General features: G+C 60.6%; 16 protein-coding genes. 8 read left to right on the top strand and 8 right to left on the bottom strand.

Going from position 1 to position 17,916, the window contains the following annotated elements; all coding sequences use genetic code 11:
* Positions 1-57 precede the first annotated feature (57 nt).
* Positions 58-2,808 carry a DNA gyrase subunit A gene (gene gyrA, locus K3759_RS07180; protein ID WP_259985291.1) on the top strand — a complete coding sequence of 917 codons (2,751 nt, stop codon included), beginning with the start codon at positions 58-60 and terminating at the stop codon, positions 2,806-2,808.
* A 127-nt stretch (positions 2,809-2,935) separates the two neighbouring features.
* On the opposite strand, the gene K3759_RS07175 is transcribed toward gyrA, so the two are convergent.
* From K3759_RS07175 to K3759_RS07160, 4 genes are all read right to left on the bottom strand, one after another.
* On the bottom strand, positions 2,936-3,268 hold the full coding sequence (locus K3759_RS07175) for a hypothetical protein (RefSeq protein ID WP_259985289.1): 333 nt from the start codon (positions 3,266-3,268) through the stop codon (positions 2,936-2,938).
* 165 nt (positions 3,269-3,433) lie between these two features.
* Positions 3,434-4,915, bottom strand: coding sequence for a carboxypeptidase M32 (locus K3759_RS07170; RefSeq protein ID WP_259985287.1), 1,482 nt, complete (start codon positions 4,913-4,915; stop codon positions 3,434-3,436).
* Between the two features lie 3 nt (positions 4,916-4,918).
* Positions 4,919-6,064: a heme A synthase gene (ctaA, locus tag K3759_RS07165; RefSeq protein ID WP_259985286.1), complete on the bottom strand. Its 1,146-nt coding sequence runs from the start codon at positions 6,062-6,064 to the stop codon at positions 4,919-4,921.
* 263 nt (positions 6,065-6,327) lie between these two features.
* A complete protein-coding gene (locus K3759_RS07160; RefSeq protein WP_259985285.1) occupies positions 6,328-7,092 on the bottom strand; it encodes an RNA methyltransferase in 765 nt (254 codons plus the stop codon).
* A 122-nt stretch (positions 7,093-7,214) separates the two neighbouring features.
* Here K3759_RS07160 and K3759_RS07155 point away from each other — a divergent pair, with 122 nt between their 5' ends.
* Positions 7,215-7,838: a thiamine phosphate synthase gene (locus tag K3759_RS07155; RefSeq protein WP_259985283.1), complete on the top strand. Its 624-nt coding sequence runs from the start codon at positions 7,215-7,217 to the stop codon at positions 7,836-7,838.
* 40 nt (positions 7,839-7,878) lie between these two features.
* Here K3759_RS07155 and K3759_RS07150 read toward each other — a convergent pair whose 3' ends face one another.
* Positions 7,879-9,024: a HupE/UreJ family protein gene (locus K3759_RS07150; RefSeq protein ID WP_259985281.1), complete on the bottom strand. Its 1,146-nt coding sequence runs from the start codon at positions 9,022-9,024 to the stop codon at positions 7,879-7,881.
* Here K3759_RS07150 and K3759_RS07145 point away from each other — a divergent pair.
* From K3759_RS07145 to K3759_RS07130, 4 genes are all read left to right on the top strand, one after another.
* Positions 9,023-9,850, top strand: coding sequence for a DUF4198 domain-containing protein (locus K3759_RS07145; RefSeq protein WP_259985279.1), 828 nt, complete (start codon positions 9,023-9,025; stop codon positions 9,848-9,850). The genes K3759_RS07150 and K3759_RS07145 overlap by 2 nt on opposite strands.
* Positions 9,851-9,892: 42 nt before the next feature.
* Positions 9,893-10,777, top strand: a complete 885-nt coding sequence (locus K3759_RS07140) for a PfkB family carbohydrate kinase (RefSeq protein ID WP_259985278.1) — start codon at positions 9,893-9,895, stop codon at positions 10,775-10,777.
* Positions 10,774-11,706 carry a pseudouridine-5'-phosphate glycosidase gene (locus tag K3759_RS07135; protein WP_259985277.1) on the top strand — a complete coding sequence of 311 codons (933 nt, stop codon included), beginning with the start codon at positions 10,774-10,776 and terminating at the stop codon, positions 11,704-11,706. The genes K3759_RS07140 and K3759_RS07135 overlap by 4 nt, the downstream gene beginning before the upstream one ends.
* An 84-nt stretch (positions 11,707-11,790) precedes the next feature.
* Positions 11,791-12,543: a DUF502 domain-containing protein gene (locus tag K3759_RS07130; RefSeq protein ID WP_259985276.1), complete on the top strand. Its 753-nt coding sequence runs from the start codon at positions 11,791-11,793 to the stop codon at positions 12,541-12,543.
* On the opposite strand, the gene K3759_RS07125 is transcribed toward K3759_RS07130, so the two are convergent.
* Positions 12,523-13,557, bottom strand: a complete 1,035-nt coding sequence (locus K3759_RS07125) for a patatin-like phospholipase family protein (RefSeq protein WP_259985275.1) — start codon at positions 13,555-13,557, stop codon at positions 12,523-12,525. The genes K3759_RS07130 and K3759_RS07125 overlap by 21 nt on opposite strands.
* 5 nt (positions 13,558-13,562) lie before the next feature.
* Positions 13,563-14,348 carry a 3-hydroxybutyrate dehydrogenase gene (locus K3759_RS07120; protein ID WP_311199019.1) on the bottom strand — a complete coding sequence of 262 codons (786 nt, stop codon included), beginning with the start codon at positions 14,346-14,348 and terminating at the stop codon, positions 13,563-13,565.
* Positions 14,349-14,749: 401 nt separating this feature from the next.
* Here K3759_RS07120 and K3759_RS07115 point away from each other — a divergent pair, with 401 nt between their 5' ends.
* Positions 14,750-16,480 carry an extracellular solute-binding protein gene (locus K3759_RS07115; RefSeq protein WP_259985585.1) on the top strand — a complete coding sequence of 577 codons (1,731 nt, stop codon included), beginning with the start codon at positions 14,750-14,752 and terminating at the stop codon, positions 16,478-16,480.
* Here the strand turns inward: K3759_RS07115 and K3759_RS07110 are convergent.
* A complete protein-coding gene (locus K3759_RS07110) occupies positions 16,469-17,092 on the bottom strand; it encodes a helix-turn-helix domain-containing protein (protein ID WP_093927201.1) in 624 nt (207 codons plus the stop codon). The genes K3759_RS07115 and K3759_RS07110 overlap by 12 nt on opposite strands.
* Before the next feature lie 102 nt (positions 17,093-17,194).
* Between K3759_RS07110 and K3759_RS07105 the strand changes: the two genes are divergently transcribed.
* The gene (locus K3759_RS07105) at positions 17,195-17,839 is read left to right on the top strand and encodes a DsbA family protein (RefSeq protein WP_259985274.1); all 645 of its coding nucleotides are present in this window, start codon (positions 17,195-17,197) and stop codon (positions 17,837-17,839) included.
* Positions 17,840-17,916: the final 77 nt, after the last annotated feature.

Genomic DNA, 17,916 nt, shown 5'->3' with positions numbered 1-17,916 from the left:
CCCGTCTGCTATAGAAAACCCCAAGATATAGAACCATAAAAATGGTGGGCAAGACACGTGAACGATACGCCAGAAACTCCTGATAACGCAGACGAAAAGCCTATTTTCCACGGGCCGTCGGTGACAATCGAACACGAAATGCGCACGTCCTATCTGGACTATGCGATGTCGGTGATCGTCAGCCGGGCGATCCCCGACCTGCGCGATGGGCTTAAACCGGTGCACCGCCGCATCCTTTTTGCCATGCATGAGACCGGCAACACCCACGACAAATCCTACCGCAAGTCTGCCCGCCCGGTGGGCGACGTGATGGGCCAGTACCACCCGCACGGCGACTCCGCGATCTATGACGCGCTGGTGCGGATGGCGCAGGATTTCTCCATGTCACTGCCCTTGCTTGATGGTCAGGGCAACTTCGGCTCAATGGACGGCGATAACCCGGCGGCGATGCGCTATACTGAAGTGCGCATGGACAAGCCCGCGGCCTATCTGTTGGCCGACATCGACAAGGACACGGTCGATTTTCAGGACAATTACGACGGCAAGCAAAAAGAACCGACGGTTCTGCCCGCACGCTTTCCGAACATGCTGGTCAATGGTGCGGGCGGCATTGCCGTCGGCATGGCGACCAACATCCCGCCGCATAACCTGGGCGAAGTGATCGACGCCACACTGGCCCTGATCGAAGACCCCGATCTGACCTCCGAGCAGTTGATCGACTATGTCCCCGGCCCTGATTTCCCGACGGGTGGCATCATGCTAGGACGCTCCGGCGCGCGCAAAGCCTACCTTGAGGGCCGCGGCAGCGTCGTGATCCGCGCCAAAACGCGGGTGGAAGAAATCCGCAAAGACCGCTGGGCCATCGTGATTGATGAGATCCCCTATCAGGTCAACAAGGCTTCGATGATCGAAAAGATCGCCGAGCAAGTCCGCGACAAGAAGATCGAAGGCATTTCCCACGTGCAGGACGAAAGCGACCGCAACGGCGTGCGCGTGGTGGTCGAGCTCAAACGCGACGCGACCGCCGAGGTGGTGATGAACCAGCTCTACCGTTTCACGCCGATGCAGACCTATTTCGGCTGCAACATGCTGGCGTTGAACGGGGGCCGCCCCGAGCAGCTCACCTTGCGCAAATTCCTGAGCTATTTCATCGACTTCCGCGAGGACGTTGTCGCCCGCCGAACCGCCTATCTGCTGCGCAAGGCGCGCGAGCGCAGCCATATCCTGTGTGGTCTGGCCGTCGCCGTCACCAATATCGACGAAGTTGTCGCCACCATCCGCTCTTCCGCCGACGCCGCCGAGGCCCGCGAAAAGCTGATGACGCGACGCTGGCCTGCCGAAGACATCCTGCCCTATATCGCGCTGATCGACGACCCGACCCATACCGCGAATGACGACGGCACCTATAACTTGTCCGAGGCACAGGCCCGCGCGATTCTGGAACTGCGCTTGCAGCGCCTGACCCAGATTGGCGTTAAGGAAGTCACCGACGAGTTGGAAGAACTGGCCAGCAAGATCAAGGAATACCTGGAGATTCTGGGCAGCCGTGAGCGCATCCTCGGCATCATCTCCGACGAGCTGCGCGAAGTCCGCGACCAGTTCGCCGTGCCGCGCCGCACCGAGATTGTCGACTGGTCCGGTGACATGGACGACGAAGACCTGATCGCCCGCGAAGACATGGTCGTGACCGTGACCTCGGGCGGCTACATCAAACGCACCCCGCTGGCGGACTTCCGCGCACAGCGGCGCGGCGGCAAAGGTGTCTCGGGTATGCAGACCAAGGAAGAGGATGTCGTCACCAACCTCTTCGTCGCCAATACGCATACGCAGCTTTTGTTCTTTACCACCGACGGCATGGTCTACAAGCTCAAGACATGGCGCCTGCCCCAAGGGGCACGGACGGCCAAGGGCAAGGCGATCGTCAACATTCTGCCCATCCCTACAGGCGTCTCCATTGCGGCGATTATGCCCGTCGACCGGGATGAGAAAGACTGGGACGACCTGCAAGTGGTCTTTGCCACCTCCGCGGGCACCGTGCGTCGCAACAAGCTTTCGGATTTCACCAATGTGAAATCCAACGGCAAGATCGCCATGAAGTTCGAGGGCGAGCACGAGGGCACCACGCTGATTAATGCGCGCATCGCGTCAAACGATGATGATGTGATGCTGGTGACCGACGCCGGTCGCGCGATCCGCTTCCCGGCAACTGATGTCCGCATCTTCAACTCGCGCAACTCGGTCGGTGTGCGCGGCATCCGTCTGGGCGAAGGAGACAATCTGGTGTCCATGTCCGTGATCCGCCATTTCGAGGCCACATCGGAAGAGCGTGTCGCCTACCTCAAGCAGCGCCGCCTGATGGCTGGGCTGACTGAGGATGACATCACCGACGAGGAAGAAGAGCAGGTTCAGGCCGGACAGTTGAGCACCGAACGGTATGCGGAAATGTCGGCGGCCGAAGATCTGATCCTGACGATCACCGCCAAGGGCGCGGGGAAAGTTTCCTCTGCCCATGACTATCCGGTGCGCGGTCGTGGCGGCATGGGTGTGACAGCTTGGACCAAAGCAATGGCGCATGGTCCGATTGTCGCCTGTTTCCCAGTTGAGATGTCCGATCAGGTAATGCTGGCGACCTCCAAAGGCCAGTCGATCCGGGTGCCGGTCGAAGGTATCTCCTTCCGCTCGCGGAGCGCGGGTGGTGTGAAGGTGTTCAGCACCGGTAAGAATGAAGAAGTCGTTAGCGTGGCCTGGATTGCCGACCAGGGCAATGAAGAGGATGACGCCATCGAAGATGACAGCGCCGCCGAGTAATCGCCGGTCGCTCTGCCCCGGGTGAAAGCTTGGGGCGGGCATCTCACTCGCTTAATACCAGACAATAAAAAAATCCCCCATGCAAAAAGCACGGGGGATTTTCTAATCTTAAACTTCCGTTAGGAAATTAGTCGGTAGAAGTAGTCGTTGTGGAGGACGAGGAGCCCGCCGCAATCGCAACCAAAACCAATGCCGCACCAGCAGCTACTGCACCGCCACCAAGGCCCGCACCGGATGCAAAAAGACCAGCGCCATCGGCACGTACGCAAACGCGCGCTGTGTTACCGTCAACTGTTACCGGGTTCGGCTTACAGTTGTAGATCACACCGTCAGCGCCTTGAACCTGAAGCGAATAAACTGCATCGTCGGACGCCCCAAGAACGCCAGCCTGCGTAGTTGTTTGGGCGAAAGCAGCACCCGAAAGAGCGATAGTCGCCGCCACCGTTGCAAGAATTTTCATTGTCTAGGTACTCCTATATCTCGTCAAAAATTAAAACTCACCGCACCATCGCATACTATCTCAATCAGCGCAAAGACGAAATGTTAAAGCATAGTTAAGAATTGTCGTGGTGCACGCTGATTACGCAACACCGAAAAACGGCCATTTGTTCCCATTTTTATGCAGTTAAATCTTATATAGATCGCTAAACTTTTTATCTAGGTAGTTCAGCAAGGGGGCTTCGGTCGGCGCCTTTCCGCAGGCCCGTACAATTACCTCGCGCGGTTCGTAAAGGCCCCCATGTTTCTGAACATTCTCCCGAAGCCAACCTGTTGCAGCGCTGGTATCACCTCGCGCCAAGTCTTCATCGAGATTCGGTACCGCCGCGCGCAGCGCTTCGTTGAGGCAGCCAGCATAGACGTTGCCAAGGCTGTAGGTGGGGAAATACCCCAGCAGCCCGACAGACCAGTGCACGTCCTGCAGAACACCATTCGCCGGGCGATCGACCTGATAGCCAAAGTCAGCGGCAAACCGGTCATTCCATGCAGCTTCCAGCCCGTCGACCTGCAGATCACCTGACATCAAGGCGCGCTCAAGGTCAAAGCGCATGAGGACGTGTAGGTTATATTGCAGTTCATCAGCCTCAGTCCGGATGAACCCATCTGACACACGGTTGACGATCCGGTAAAACGTCTCGGCATCCGGCACACCGAAGTCGCCATAGACCGCAGTCATCTCGCCATAGAGCCAGCCCGTAAAAGCGCGGCTGCGGCCGATTTGATTCTCGTAAATGCGGCTTTGGCTTTCATGCACCCCCATCGACACGCCGCGTCCCAGCGGGGTCAGCAGATAGACGCTGTCGATCCCCTGTTCGTAGGCGGCGTGGCCGACCTCATGTACCGTCGAATAGAAACAGTTGAACGGGTCGAGCGCATTGGTCCTTGTGGTGATCCGAACGTCCAACCCTGAGCCGGACGAGAAAGGATGCACCGCTTTGTCGATCCGGCCTGTGGCCAAATCATAGCCAAAGCGCCGGGCCAGTTTGCCGGTCAGCGTCATCTGTGCCGCCTCATCAAAGGTCCCCTCCAGCACCGGTGGCGCTTCGGCCTCGCGCACCGCCGCGCGCAACTCGGTCAGTTTCGGGCGCAGCGCGCCGAACATGGCTTCGAGGTCGACCGCCGTTGTGCCGGGCTCGTAGTCCTCCAGCATCGCGTCATAAATGCCGATCTCACGGCCTTCGGCTAGCGCAGCCCCCTCCTCGCGTTTAAGGGCGATTACCTCTTTCAAGGTCGGGGCGAAGGCGGCAAAATCATCCGCGGCGCGGGCCTCGGCCCATGTACCCTGCGCGGCAGAGGTGACGCGGGCAATCCGTGCTGCCAGATCGGCGGGCACACGGGTGGCGCGATCAAAGTCGCGGTTGATGTGGCGCAGGTTGGCTTTGCCTACGTTATCCAACGCCGCCGCATTGATGTCGCCAAGCCAATCCGCGATGCGCGGATCAATACGGCGGGCGTGCAGCACGCTTTCCATTGCGGCCATTTCCTCCCCCCGCTGCGGCGCGGCGCCACGGGGCATGACCGTTTCTTGATCCCAGCCCAAGCGCCCCGCGACCTGCGCAAGCGCTTCGGTTTCACGCTGAAAAGCCATCAAATCATCGTATGCAGTCATGTCTTAGCCTCTTAGCGATGTGGCGACGGGATAGGCCGCAAGGAAACGGGCGCGTAGGATCAGCACCCAAAGCAACACGGCCAGCGCCTGATGCGCAAGCGCCAGATGTACGGGGGCGGCATAGAGCACCGTGGTGATGCCCAGCACCACCTGCAATGCCAGCGCCGCCATTGCCGCGTTGAAGGCAAAGCGCGTGCGCGCATGGGCCGAGCGGCGACCGCGCAGCCAGACGACCACCCCGAAAGCAAACAGCAGATAGCCTGCCATTCGGTGCATGAACTGCACCAGTCCGGGGTTTTCAAAAAAGTTGCGCCATGTGGGGGCGATGTCAAAAGCCTCGGGCGGAAAGAACTGCCCCTGCATCAGCGGCCAATCAATGAAGTATCGGCCTGCGTCAATCCCGGCCACTAGCGCGCCCAGCAGAATTTGCAGCGCTGCGAAGTGCATCAGTCCCGTGGCCATGCCGAACTGTTTGGCTTCCTTGGCGCGGCGGGCTTGAATGAGGTCACGTTCAGGGCGGCCCAGTAGCAGGACATACCACGTAATGAACCCTAGGATGACAAAGGCCAGCCCCAGATGTGTGGCCAGACGGTAAGAGGCCACATCCGTCACCCCCTGGCCGCTGGTCACGCCTGAGGCAACCATCCACCAGCCGATCGCTCCCTGCGCGCCGCCAAGTGCGCCGATAAAGAGCAGACGTTTGTTCCAGCCCACTGGAATTTGACGTCGAACGAGGAAATAAAGAAAGCCCAAAGCCCAGACGAGGCCAATCACTCGGCCAAGTTGCCGGTGGCCCCATTCCCACCAGTAGATGCTTTTAAAATCAGAGAGTTCCATCCAAGCGTTTTGGACCTGAAACTCGTCGATCTGCTTGTACTTGTCGAATTCCGTCTGCCAATCGGCCTCACTCATCGGCGGCAAGGCCCCGGTAACTGGACGCCATTCGGTGATGCTGAGGCCACTGTCGGTGAGCCGCGTAAGGCCCCCTACGGCGATCATGATAAAGACCAGAGCGAAGAGGATCATCAGCCAGATCCGGATCGCGCCCCGTGCGCCGCCCCGGCCCTTGTCAATACCGCCGGTTTGCACCGGGGCACGGCTGGGTTGGTCGGTCCCGACCTCTTCGAAAAGTTTGCGTTTTTCCGCCATGGCGCGCCTCATTTTCCGTTTGGATGCAGTGGTATGACATGGGCGGGGAAAGGTCTAGCGGGGTGGGTTATGTTACCGCAGGATGAATTTGCCACCGGGCGCGGGACAAGCCGCAGGTGCCGGGCCGTCACCTGCCCGCCCCAAGGTGATCCAATTTGGTGAGGCTGGGCGCGGCATCGCACAAAGTCCTGATAGAGAAGGATAAAATGGCATGAACGAGCCTAGGCCTCGCCACCCACGGGCGGACGCTGGCCCTTGGTCGCTCAGCCCTTTTCCTTCCAACGGACCATTTGCCGCAGGATCCCATGCAGCATCTGCACATCGGCCCGCGTGAGCGGCATCCGCGACCACATGTTGCGCAAGTTCAGCTTCATCGATGCGGTTTTATGTTCTGGATAGAAGAACCCCGCCTCTTCCAACCGTTCCTCATAATGCCGCGCCAGATGGTCGACCTCGACCCCCTTTGCCCAATCGGTGCCAGCCATCTCGGTCACCTCATGCGTCACATCACCCTGCGCCCGCATCCATTCGTAGGACATCAAGAGCACGCATTGCGCGAGGTTGAGCGAGGCGAACTTGGGGTTCACCGGAACCGAGACAATCGCATTGGCCTGCGCGATATCCTCATTCTCCAGCCCTGCCCGCTCAGGCCCGAAAAGCACCGCAATCCGTTGTCCTGCAGCGATTTTCTCTGCCGCCAGCTTCATCGCAGCTTCGGGGCTATAGACCGGTTTGGTCAGGTCGCGGCCCCGCGCCGTGGTGGCAAAGGTGAAATCGCAATCGGCCAGAGCGCTCGGCAGATCGGCGCAATGCTGCGCCTCATCCAACAACCGCCCCGCGCCCGAGGCCATGGCCACGGCAGACTGACTCGGCCAGCCGTCACGCGGTGCCACGACGCGCATATGATCGAGACCGAAGTTCCACATCGCGCGCGCCGCAGCGCCGATGTTCTCGCCCATCTGCGGGCGGACAAACACAATCGCCGGGATCGGCGCGGGAAGGACGGGGGAAGTTGATGTCTGGGTCATGCGCGCCTCATAGCTCCTGCGCGTTCGCACCGCAAGAAAGCCCGCGCAGCACACGCATATCCGTTTTCTTTTGCAACGCCTTGCGCTACTCAGACCCCCAGACCCGAGCAAGGACAGTGACCATGGACGCGCCAGAACAACCGCAGATTTACCTTATCACCCCTCCCGAAGTTGAACTGAGCCAATTCCCCGCGCAACTGGCCGCCGTGCTGGACGCGCATCCGATTGCCTGTGTGCGGATGGCTCTGTCGACGCGCGACGAAGACCGCCTGTCCCGCGCCGGTGACGCGCTGCGCGAAGTCACCCATGCGCGCGACGTGGCCTTGGTGATCTCGGATCACCTATTGATGGTCGAGCGTCTTGGCCTTGACGGCGTACATCTGAGCGACGCGGCCCGCACCGTGCGCCATGCCCGCAAGGAATTGGGCGAGGACGCGATTGTCGGCAGCTATTGCGGCACCTCGCGGCACGAAGGCATGGCAGCAGGCGAAGCGGGGGCGGATTATGTCAGCTTTGGCCCCACGCAGGCCAGCGCGCTTGGCGATGGCAGCTTTGCCGAAGCCGATCTGTTCCAGTGGTGGTCCGAGGTGATCGAAGTGCCCGTCGTCGCCGAAGGTGCGCTCGACATCGACATGATCCGCAAACTGGCCCCGCGCACAGATTTCTTCGGCATCGGAGCCGAGATTTGGGACAAGGACGATCCGGTGGCCGAACTTGCCACCCTGATCGCCGCCATGCAGGGCTAAGCGTCCCTTAGGGCAGCCCCGTAAAGGGCTGCCCGTGCGCTTACAGAAACACCCGCTCAATGAACCAATAGGCCCCGACCGCCGCGATGACGCAGGAGGCGGGCACAGCGATGGCGCGGCGATACCAGTCGCGTTTCATCGCCAAGCCGACCAGCACGAAGGCAATCGCGATCACCGCAAGCTGGCCCAATTCCACACCGATGTTAAAGCCGATGAGCGCGGGCACAAACTGCCCCGCAGGCAGCCCAAAGTCGCCCAGCACCGAGGCAAATCCGAGCCCATGCAACAGACCAAAGCCAAAGATCACCAGCGGTCGCCAGCGGTTCAGACCTGAGTGAAAGATATTTTCAACCGCCACATAGGTAATTGAGGCCGCTATCAACGGCTCTACAATTGCGCCCGGCACATTGACCCAGCCCATCGCCCCAAGTGCGAGCGTCACCGTATGGGCCAGCGTGAAGGCCGAGACCTGCCAAATCAGCGGGCGCAGGTGGGTAGAAAGGAAAAACAGCCCCAAGACAAAGAGGATGTGGTCTAGCCCCTTGGGCAGAATGTGATCGAAACCAACCGGGATATAACTGACAAACGCCTGCCAACCGTTCTGCGCATCACCGCCGGAAAGTACGATCTCGGGGCTCGTCTCACCGCCCGCCAGATATCCGGTGTAGGGTTCCTCCACCCCTTGTTGACGTAGCACCAGCGCGCCGGCACCATCGGGCCAGGTCACCTGCACCCGTTCCGCACCAGTTGGCACCTCGGCCTCCAGCCGCCAAACACTGTCGCGCGGCAGCTCTGCGTCGACCCCTTCGGGCACGTCAACCGATACGCTATCCAGCGCCACGGCCTCTCCGTCCACGCTGAGCAGAGGCAAGCTGTTCCAGTTGGGCAGAAGCTCAGGCGCGCGGGCGGCGATGCGCTCGGCAGGTAGGCTGCGCAGCGCATCATAATCACCCGCATTCTCGGCATTGTCCGTGTCTTCGACACTGTCGAGGTCAATCCCCGCAAGCAGGGCTTCAAAGTTGATCTGAAGCTCCAACACCGCGCGGCCTTCGGTAACTGTCAGGTCCGCAATGGTGGGTTTGACCTCATGGGCCTGTGCCGTGATGCCCAGTGAAAACAGGATCGCGCTTGACAAAACCCACAGCAACGCCAGCTTGGTTCTTAGCCAATAGAAAGTTCTTTTCATGAAAATGTCCCAGTTGTCCGCTATTATTTTCAGTGTCTTACCGGCAGCACCGGCATTTGCCCATGAATACTGGCTGTCACCGCTGAACTATCAAGTGGAAAGCGGCGAAAAGATCGCAGCGCATTTCCGCAACGGCGAGGAATTTGTCGGCGCGACTTTCCCCTACCTCCCCAACCGGCTTAGCCGGTTTGAGATCGTGGTAGAGGGACAGGCTTTTAACCTCTCTCCCCGCGCAGGCGATAACCCGGCACTACAAATCCCCGCGCCGGGCCGGGATGCGCTGGTGGTTGTGGTGGCCGAAACCACCCCCTCCAAGGTGACCTATGAGGAATGGGAGAAGTTCCTCTCCTTCGCCGAGCACAAGGATTTCCCGAAGGCTGAAGCCGATCACAGCGCCAACGGCTGGTCCCAAGAAAAAATCGTGGAGAGCTATACACGTCACGTCAAAACCCTGATCGCCACAGGCTCGGGCGCAGGGCAAGACGCGCCGACCGGCATGACCACGGAATTTGTCGCCCTGACGAATCCCTATGATGCTGATTTTGAAGATCAAATGAAAGTCGCGCTTTTCTATCAGGGTGAACCCCGCGTTGACGCCCAAATCGAGGTCTTTGACCGCGCACCAGATGACAGCGTCACCATCTCCCTGCACCGCACCAATGCGGCGGGCGAAGCGGTCATTCCTGTGATTGCGGGCCATGAATACCTTTTTGACGCCGTGGTGCTGCGCCCGGCGGCAGAGGCCAAGACCGGCGCTGAGTACAATCCCGATCAGCCGGTTTGGGAAACGCTCTGGGCGGCGCTGACATTCGCGGTGCCACAATAACGCCGCTTGCGCGTGGGCAGATTTGGCGGCTAGAAGCGCCGCATGACGAAGACAGTTGACATCCTATGCATCGGCTCCGTCCTGTGGGACGTGATTGGCCGCTCTGAAAACGCCATGCGCCAAGGCTCTGACATGCCGGGGCGTATCACACGTTTGCCGGGTGGCGTGGCGCTAAACATCGGCATGGCATTGGCGCGCTTTGGGCTGACGCCCGCGCTGTTGTCTGCTGTCGGGCGCGATGCGGAGGGGGATGAATTGATCGCCGCTTGCTCCCTGCGCGGGCTGATCACCGATCACGTTTACCGCTCCGACGACCTGCCGACCGACCGCTATATGGCCGTCGAAGGGTCTAACGGGTTGATTGCCGCGATTGCCGATGCCCATTCATTGGAAGCAGCGGGCGACAAGATCCTGCGCCCGCTGGAAGATGGCAGCCTGCCTGCGCCCTATAAAGGGGCCGTGGCGCTGGATGGGAACCTGACTGTTGAGTTGCTCGCCCGCATGGCGCAAAGCCCGCTGTTGGCAGAGGCTGACCTGCGCGTCGCCCCCGCCTCGCCCGGCAAGGCGCTGCGGCTGACGCCCTTCCTCAAGGCCGGTCGCGGCACGCTTTACGTGAACCTCGAAGAGGCCGGGCTGCTCTGTCAGGCAAGCTTTGACGATTCCCCCACCGCCGCCCGCGCCCTGCTGGCCCGTGGCGCGCTCCGTGCCGTGGTGACAGATGGCGGCAACCCCGCCACAGTGGGGCAAGGCGATGATATCATCACCCTCACCCCACCCTCGGTCCATGTGGCCCGGGTGACGGGCGCAGGCGACACATTCATGGCCGCCCATGTGGCTGCCGAACATGGCGGTGCCGTCGCACAAGCCGCCCTCAAGGCCGCACTCGACGCTGCCGCCCTTTACGTTTCCGGAGAGACCAAGATATGACCACCGCCCCTTCCGCCCTGTCCCTGACCTTCAGCGCCGAGGTGGCCAAGGCCCGCGAAAGCGGTGCCGCGATCGTGGCGCTGGAAAGCACCATCATCACTCATGGCATGCCCTATCCGCAAAACCTAGAAGTGGCGCGGCAGGTTGAGCAGGACATCCGCGATGCCGGGGCTGTCCCTGCCACCATCGCCGTGATCCGGGGCGCGCTGCACATCGGCTTGGACGATGACCAGTTGAGCGATCTGGCCCAAGCCAAGGATGTGGCGAAACTCTCGCGCGCCGATATGGCCGTCTGCATCGCTTCGGGCGGCACTGGGGCCACCACTGTCGCCGCCACCATGATCGCTGCCAACCTTGCGGGCATCGAAGTCTTTGCCACGGGCGGCATCGGCGGCGTGCACAAAGGCGCGGAGGAGAGCTTTGACATTTCCGCCGATCTGATGGAACTGGCACAGACCCCCGTGACGGTGATTGCGGCGGGCGCCAAGGCGATCCTCGACGTGCCGAAAACGCTGGAAGTGCTGGAAACCCAAGGCGTGCCGGTCATCACCGTTGGTCAAGACAGCTTCCCCGCCTTCTGGAGCGCGGGATCCGATTTACAGTCGCCGCTGCGTCTCGATGACGCGGGCGCGATTGCCAAAGCTCACCGCACCCGCGTCGCCATGGGTCTCCCCGGCGGTCAACTCGTGGCCAATCCGATCCCCGCGGATGAAGAAATCCCCGCCGCCGAACTGGCGCCGATTATTGCTCAGGCGCAGTCCGAGGCCGATGCGCAGGGTGTCAGCGGCAAGGGCGTGACCCCTTTCCTGCTCCAGCGCATCTTTGAGCTGACCGAGGGCCGCTCGCTCACCGCCAATATCGCATTGGTGCGCAACAATGCCCGACTGGGGGCCAAGATCGCCGCAAACCTCGTCAACCTGCCGCGTTAAAGGCGAAAAACACCGTCGAGCCATTGCCGGGCCGGGGCAGACGCCTTAGCTATGTTGCGAATAACTCTTCGGAAAACGGCACAGATGAACACACCTTTCGATCCCGATCCCGCGCAGGCCCGGCGTAGTCTTGTGGCAAGGCTGCGGGCGTCTTTCCTGACCGGGTTGGTGGTGATCGCGCCCGTCGGGCTGACCATCTGGCTTATCTGGACGGTCGTTGGATGGATCGACGGCTTTGTGCTGCCGCTGGTACCCAAGGCCTATCACCCTGATCGCCTGCTACAGGATTTCCTCGGGCTGGACCCGTCGATGCAGTTCAATGTGCGCGGCCTTGGGGTGGTGATCTTTCTGATCTTCACCGTGTTGGTCGGCTGGGCCGCGAAGGGTCTTATTGGCCGCTCGATGATCCGCTTTGCCGAAAGTCTGGTGGAACGTACCCCCGTGGTGCGCACGATCTATTCAGGCATCAAGCAGATCTCCGAGACGATCTTTGCCCAATCCGAGCGGAGTTTCGAGACCGCCTGCCTGATTGAATACCCCCGGCGCGGGATCTGGGCGCTTGGGTTTATCTCTACCGAGGCGAAAGGCGAAGTGCTCAAACGCACTGACGCCAATGGCGAAATGCTCTCTGTCTTTTTGCCGACCACACCCAACCCCACCTCGGGGTTCTTGCTGTTCGTCCCCCGTGCCGATGTCATCGAACTCGACATGAGCGTGGAAGACGCGGCGAAACTGGTGATCTCTGCCGGGCTGGTCTATCCGCCGCGCCCCGGTGCCGACCTGCCCGAGGCGCTGGCCCTGTCGGACCCCGAAAACTCAGCCGAACATCGCGGGTAAATTGACGCTGCTGCGCTGGTTCAGGTCGTCAAAGTGATCCATCAGGAATTGATCCGCTGCCGCGACACCCGCTTCATGCAGCGCGCCTATCACCGCTGGATTGGGCAACATCTTGGTCGCCACCGACAGCTGCGCCATGAGCGCGTCGTCAGCGATCATATGCATGTGGACCCGCTTCATCCGCCCCTCGGGAAAGGTGCCATCCGCAATCAGCCGCTGCACAAAATCAATCGCGCGCATCTCCCGCAAGAGGCTGGAATTAAAGCTGATCTCATTGATCCGGTTCTGGATTTGCTGGGGCGTTGTCGGCAGGTCTTCACGCTCTAGCGGATTGATGTTCACCACGATAATGTCTTCCGGCAGGTCATCGCGAAACAGCGGAAACAGCGCCGGATTGCCAGTGTAACCGCCGTCCCAAAAGGCTTCGCGCTGGCCGGTTTGGGCGTCGTCAATCTCAACCGCCTTAAAGATCGTCGGCAGGCAGGCCGAGGCCAGCAGCGCGTCGGGGCCTATCTCGTTCCCCTCAAACACCCTGATCTTGCCGTTGCGCACACGCGTGGCACAGACAAAGAAGAACGGCGGCTGGTTCGCCCCAACCTTGCCATAGTCGAAACGCGCCACGACATCCTCAAGCGGGTTGCGGTAAAATGGCCCGTAAGCATAAGGCGAGACGACCCGTGTGAGCGAATCCGAGATCGCCATCGGCAGCGAATATTCCATCGCCTGACTGAGCTTATCCAACCCAAAGGGTGCGAGCCAATGCGATAGCCGCAGGTCGGAAATGCCCGACACCTGCCCCCAGAGCCAATCAAGGTTCTCTCGCGCCCCCTCGCGCCCGCCTGAGATCATGCCCGATTTCAGCGCCGCACCATTCAGCGCCCCGGCTGAGGTGCCGGAGATGCCACAGATTTCCAGATCGTCCTGCTGCAACAGCCGATCCAATACCCCCCAAGTGAAAGCGCCGTGCGCGCCCCCCCCTTGGAGGGCGAGGTTAATGCGTTTACTGTTCCCCACAGCGTCTACAACGCCGTCCAGCCGCCATCGACGCTGATGGTGGTACCGGTGATCTGGGCCGCCGCATCCGAGCAGAGGAAAGTCGCCGTGCCGCCCATCTGCTCGACGGTGGCGAACTCCCGCGAAGGCTGACGGGTGAGCATGACCTGTTCGATCACCTCTTCGCGGCTCATGTCATATTCCTTCATCGTATCGGGGATCTGTTTCTCGACAATCGGGGTCAACACATAGCCGGGGCAGATAGCATTGCAGGTTATCGGCTCCTTCGCGGTTTCCAGTGCCGTGGTCTTGCTGAGGCCCACGATCCCATGTTTCGCCGCGATATAGGCGGATTTATAGGGCGAAGCCGTCAGGCCATGCGCCGAGGCGATGTTGATCACCCGCCCCCAGCCCGCTTTGCGCATCATCGGCAGCGCTTCGGCAGTGGTGTGAAAGGCCGACGACAGGTTAATCGCGATGATCGCATCCCATTTCTCGGCCGGAAACTCAGGGATCGGAGCGACATGTTGGATGCCTGCGTTGTTCACCAGAATGTCGCAAGACCCGGCTTCGGCGATCAAACGCCGACACTCCGCCCCCTTGGACATATCGGCCTTGATGTACCGGGCGGTTATATTGCATTCCTCGGCCATCTTCTGCGCCAACGCATGATCCGCCTCGTCATCGGTAAAAGAGTTCAACACGATATCGGCCCCGGCCCGCGCCAGTTCCCAGGCGATGCCCAGTCCGATTCCAGAATTCGATCCGGTGATCACCGCAGTCTTGCCGGACAGGTCGATTGTGAAAGCCATGGCGCATCTCCTTGTTCATGCTGCGACTGCATCATGTACTGCGAACCGGGCAAAGGGAAAGGGTTTGCGCGCGAAACCGCCAAGGGAGGGAAGCGGCGAACGATAGGCCAAAAAAAACGCCCGCACGAGGCGGGCGTAAGTTATTGAGGCAGGTTTCATACAGGCAAGAAACCTATCGAGCAGTGACCTCTGTATACGCCTTCTATGGTCACAATCCAAGCTAAAAGTTTGATAAGGCGGGAATCCGCGGGTATGGATTAACTCCAACAAAATAAGGGCAGATCGTGATTGTTTCAAAAATGAGCTGGGATTTTTTCTCGACAGGCCGGGGCGTTGCGGCCCTTTCTTCACTGATTCTGCTCTCTGGCACGGCCTGGGCTGCCCCTCAGCATGGAATCGCCATGTACGGTGAGCCTGAACTGTCTGCCGATTTCACCGCTCTTCCTTACGTAAATCCCGAGGCTCCAAAGGGCGGAGAGATCGTTCTGGGCAATACCGGGGGATTCGACAGCCTTAACCCCTTCGTGCGTAAGGGCACCGCGCCTTGGCAGCTGCCGCATTTCACCCATGAGACCTTGATGGGCCGCTCATGGGACGAACCTTTCGCGCTTTATGGCTTGCTAGCTGAAAGCATTGAGGTACCCGACGACCGTTCATGGGTAGAGTTCACCCTGCGTGAAGAGGCACGGTTTTCCGATGGCAGCCCGGTCACCGTCGAAGATGTGATCTTCTCGTTCGACCTTCTGGGCACCGAGGGCCACCCGCGCTACCACGGGCTGCGCCAGCAAATTGATAGCATAGAGCAGACCGGCGCGCGCAGCCTGCGGATGACCTTCAACAGCGACAACCGTGAGCTTGCCTTGCTGGCTGGGATGCGCCCCATTCTCAGCAAAGCGCAATGGGAAAGTCAGGACTTCGCCAATGCCCCCTTGACCGAAATACCAATAGGAACTGGCCCTTACGTCATCAGCGACTATCAAGCGGGCCGCCATGTCACGCTGACGCGCAATCCTGACTACTGGGGCGCCGAGGTGCCCTTTCGCCGCGGCACGCATAATTATGATGAGGTCAAAATCGACTTCTACGGCGATGCCAATGTGTTGTTCGAGGCATTTAAAGCTGGCCAAATTTCGGCCGTGCGCGAATTCAACGCCGAGACTTGGGCCACACAATATGACTTCCCGGCGATCAGCCGGGGCGAGGTGGTAAAATCCAGCTTTCCGCACAGCAAACCCTCGGGCATGACGGGCTTTGTGATGAATTCCCGCCGCGCGCCCTTTGACGATTGGCGGGTGCGCGACGCGCTGATCTCCGCCTTCAACTTCGAGTATATCAACGAAACGCTGACTGGCGGCGCCCTGCCCCGGATCACCTCTTATTTCTCCAACTCCGACCTTGCCATGCGCGATGGACCGGCGACAGGCCGCGTCTTCGATTTGCTGGCCGATTACGCCGACACCCTGCCGCCGGGCACGGTGGACGGCTATACGCTGCCCGTGGCCGACGGCTCTGCCCGCAACCGATCAGGCATTCGCGCGGCGATGCAGCAACTCAACGCTGCGGGTTATGAAGCTGAGGGCGGCGTCATGCGCCGCGCGGATGGCACGCCGCTGACATTCACCATTCTTCTGTCCAAAGGCAGCCGTGAAAACCTAGCAATTGCAGAGCTTTACACGCAGGCGCTAAAGCGGCTTGGGATCACGGCGCAGATTGAAACAGTTGATGATGCGCAGTTCGTGGCGCGGCAGAACGAATATGACTTCGACATGACCTTCTTCCGACGCGCCCTATCGCTCAGCCCCGGCACGGAGCAGCGTTTCTATTGGGGGTCAGAGGCCGCCGATCTGCCCGGCACGCGCAACCTCATGGGCGTGCGCTCTCCCGCCGTCGATGCGATGATCGATCAGATGCTGCAAGCGCGTGAGACGGCGGATTTCGTCGCCGCCACCCGCGCGCTGGACCGTATCCTCACCGCTGGGCGCTATGTCATTCCCTTCTGGCAGTTCGACGAGGGGCTGATCGCCCATGACGCGCGCATGGCATACCCCGACACGATCCCGCTTTACGGCGACGGGCCGAACTTCATGCCCGAGGTTTGGTGGTGGCAACCGGCCGAAGGCTCAGACCAGTGAGGTTACCCAGAGGATCGTCGCATCCTCATCGCTGAGCGAGACGACATTGTGCCCCATGGTGGCGTCGTAATAGGCGCTATCGCCCCGGCGCATGTCGACAGGCTCGTAGAACTCCGTAAAGAGCCGCACCATGCCGGTCAGCACGTAGAGGAATTCCTCCCCATCGTGGCGCACCCAGCCGTCGAATTCCTCCATTCGACGCGCTCGGATGCGCGCACGGTAGGGCAGCATCTGTTTTTTGCGCAGCGCATCAGCCAGCAGGACATGTTCATAGGTGCCGGTGGCCTTGGCCGCGCCCTCTTCGGCGCGGGTCACGGCCATGCGCCCGGTGATCTTCTCCCCCGCAGGCGGCGTAAACAGTTGCGGCACGGTAATTTCCAACCCCACGGCGAGCTTTTTCAGCGCGTCATAGGTGGGCGACATCAGCCCGTTCTCGATCTTGCTAAGCGTAGAGCGCGCCAATCCGGCCTGCCGGGCCGCCTGCTCCAACGTCCAATTGCGCGCCTTGCGCAACTCGCGCACCCGCGCGCCAAGGTCGACCGGCGGGGCGGTCTCGCTTGCGCCGCTTTCGCGGGCGATCTGGATCATGGAACGGTGCGGCGTCTCTGTCATGGACCTGCTATAGCCGCGCCCAAAGGCGCTTGCAACGCTGCCCGCTTGCGATACCCGCCGCACCCCGCTATGCCCATTGCGCAGCAATAGATGGGGCGCACCATGGCCGAAGCGATCAAACTCGATATCATGTCAGACCCGATCTGCCCGTGGTGCTATATCGGTAAGGCGCATCTGGACCGCGCGTTGCAGGACCAGCCCAATCATCCTTTCGCAATTGAATGGCACCCGTTCCAGCTGAACCCCGAGATGCCGCGCGAGGGGATGGACCGCCGTGCGTATCTCGAAGGCAAATTCGGCGGCAAAGAAGGCGCGGTGAAAGCCTATGCGCCGGTCGTGGAACACGCTGAAAAAGCCGGGCTGAACATCAACTTCGAGGCCATGCAACGCACGCCGAACACGTTGGATGCCCACCGCCTGATCCATTGGGCCGGGATTGAGGGCCGCCAAACCGCCGCCGTCTCCGCCCTTTTCAAAGCCTATTTTGTCGATGCCCGAGACATTGGAGACGCCGAAGTGCTCGCTGATATCGCCGACAGTATCGAAATGGACGCCGCCGTGGTCGCTCGCCTGCTGAAATCCGATGTCGACGCGCAGGACATCCGCGACCGCGATGCCCATAGCCGCAAGATGGGGGTGAACTCCGTGCCGACGTTCATCATCGCCAATGCCCATGCCGTGCCGGGCGCGCAGCCGCCTGAGCTATGGGCGCAGGTCATTGCCGATTTGACCAAGCAACAGAGCTAAACGGGGCGGAAATCATTGCCAAGTTAAGCGTTCTCGATTATCGAGAGCGCAACCACAAGTTATTCCCTGAAGCCTGC

Origin of the sequence: Sulfitobacter sp. W027 (genome assembly GCF_025143985.1) — a bacterium.
Classification (GTDB): Bacteria; Pseudomonadota; Alphaproteobacteria; order Rhodobacterales; family Rhodobacteraceae; genus Sulfitobacter.
The sequence above is the reverse complement of the archived record's forward strand: the minus strand, read 5'-3'. Positions and strand labels throughout refer to the sequence as shown.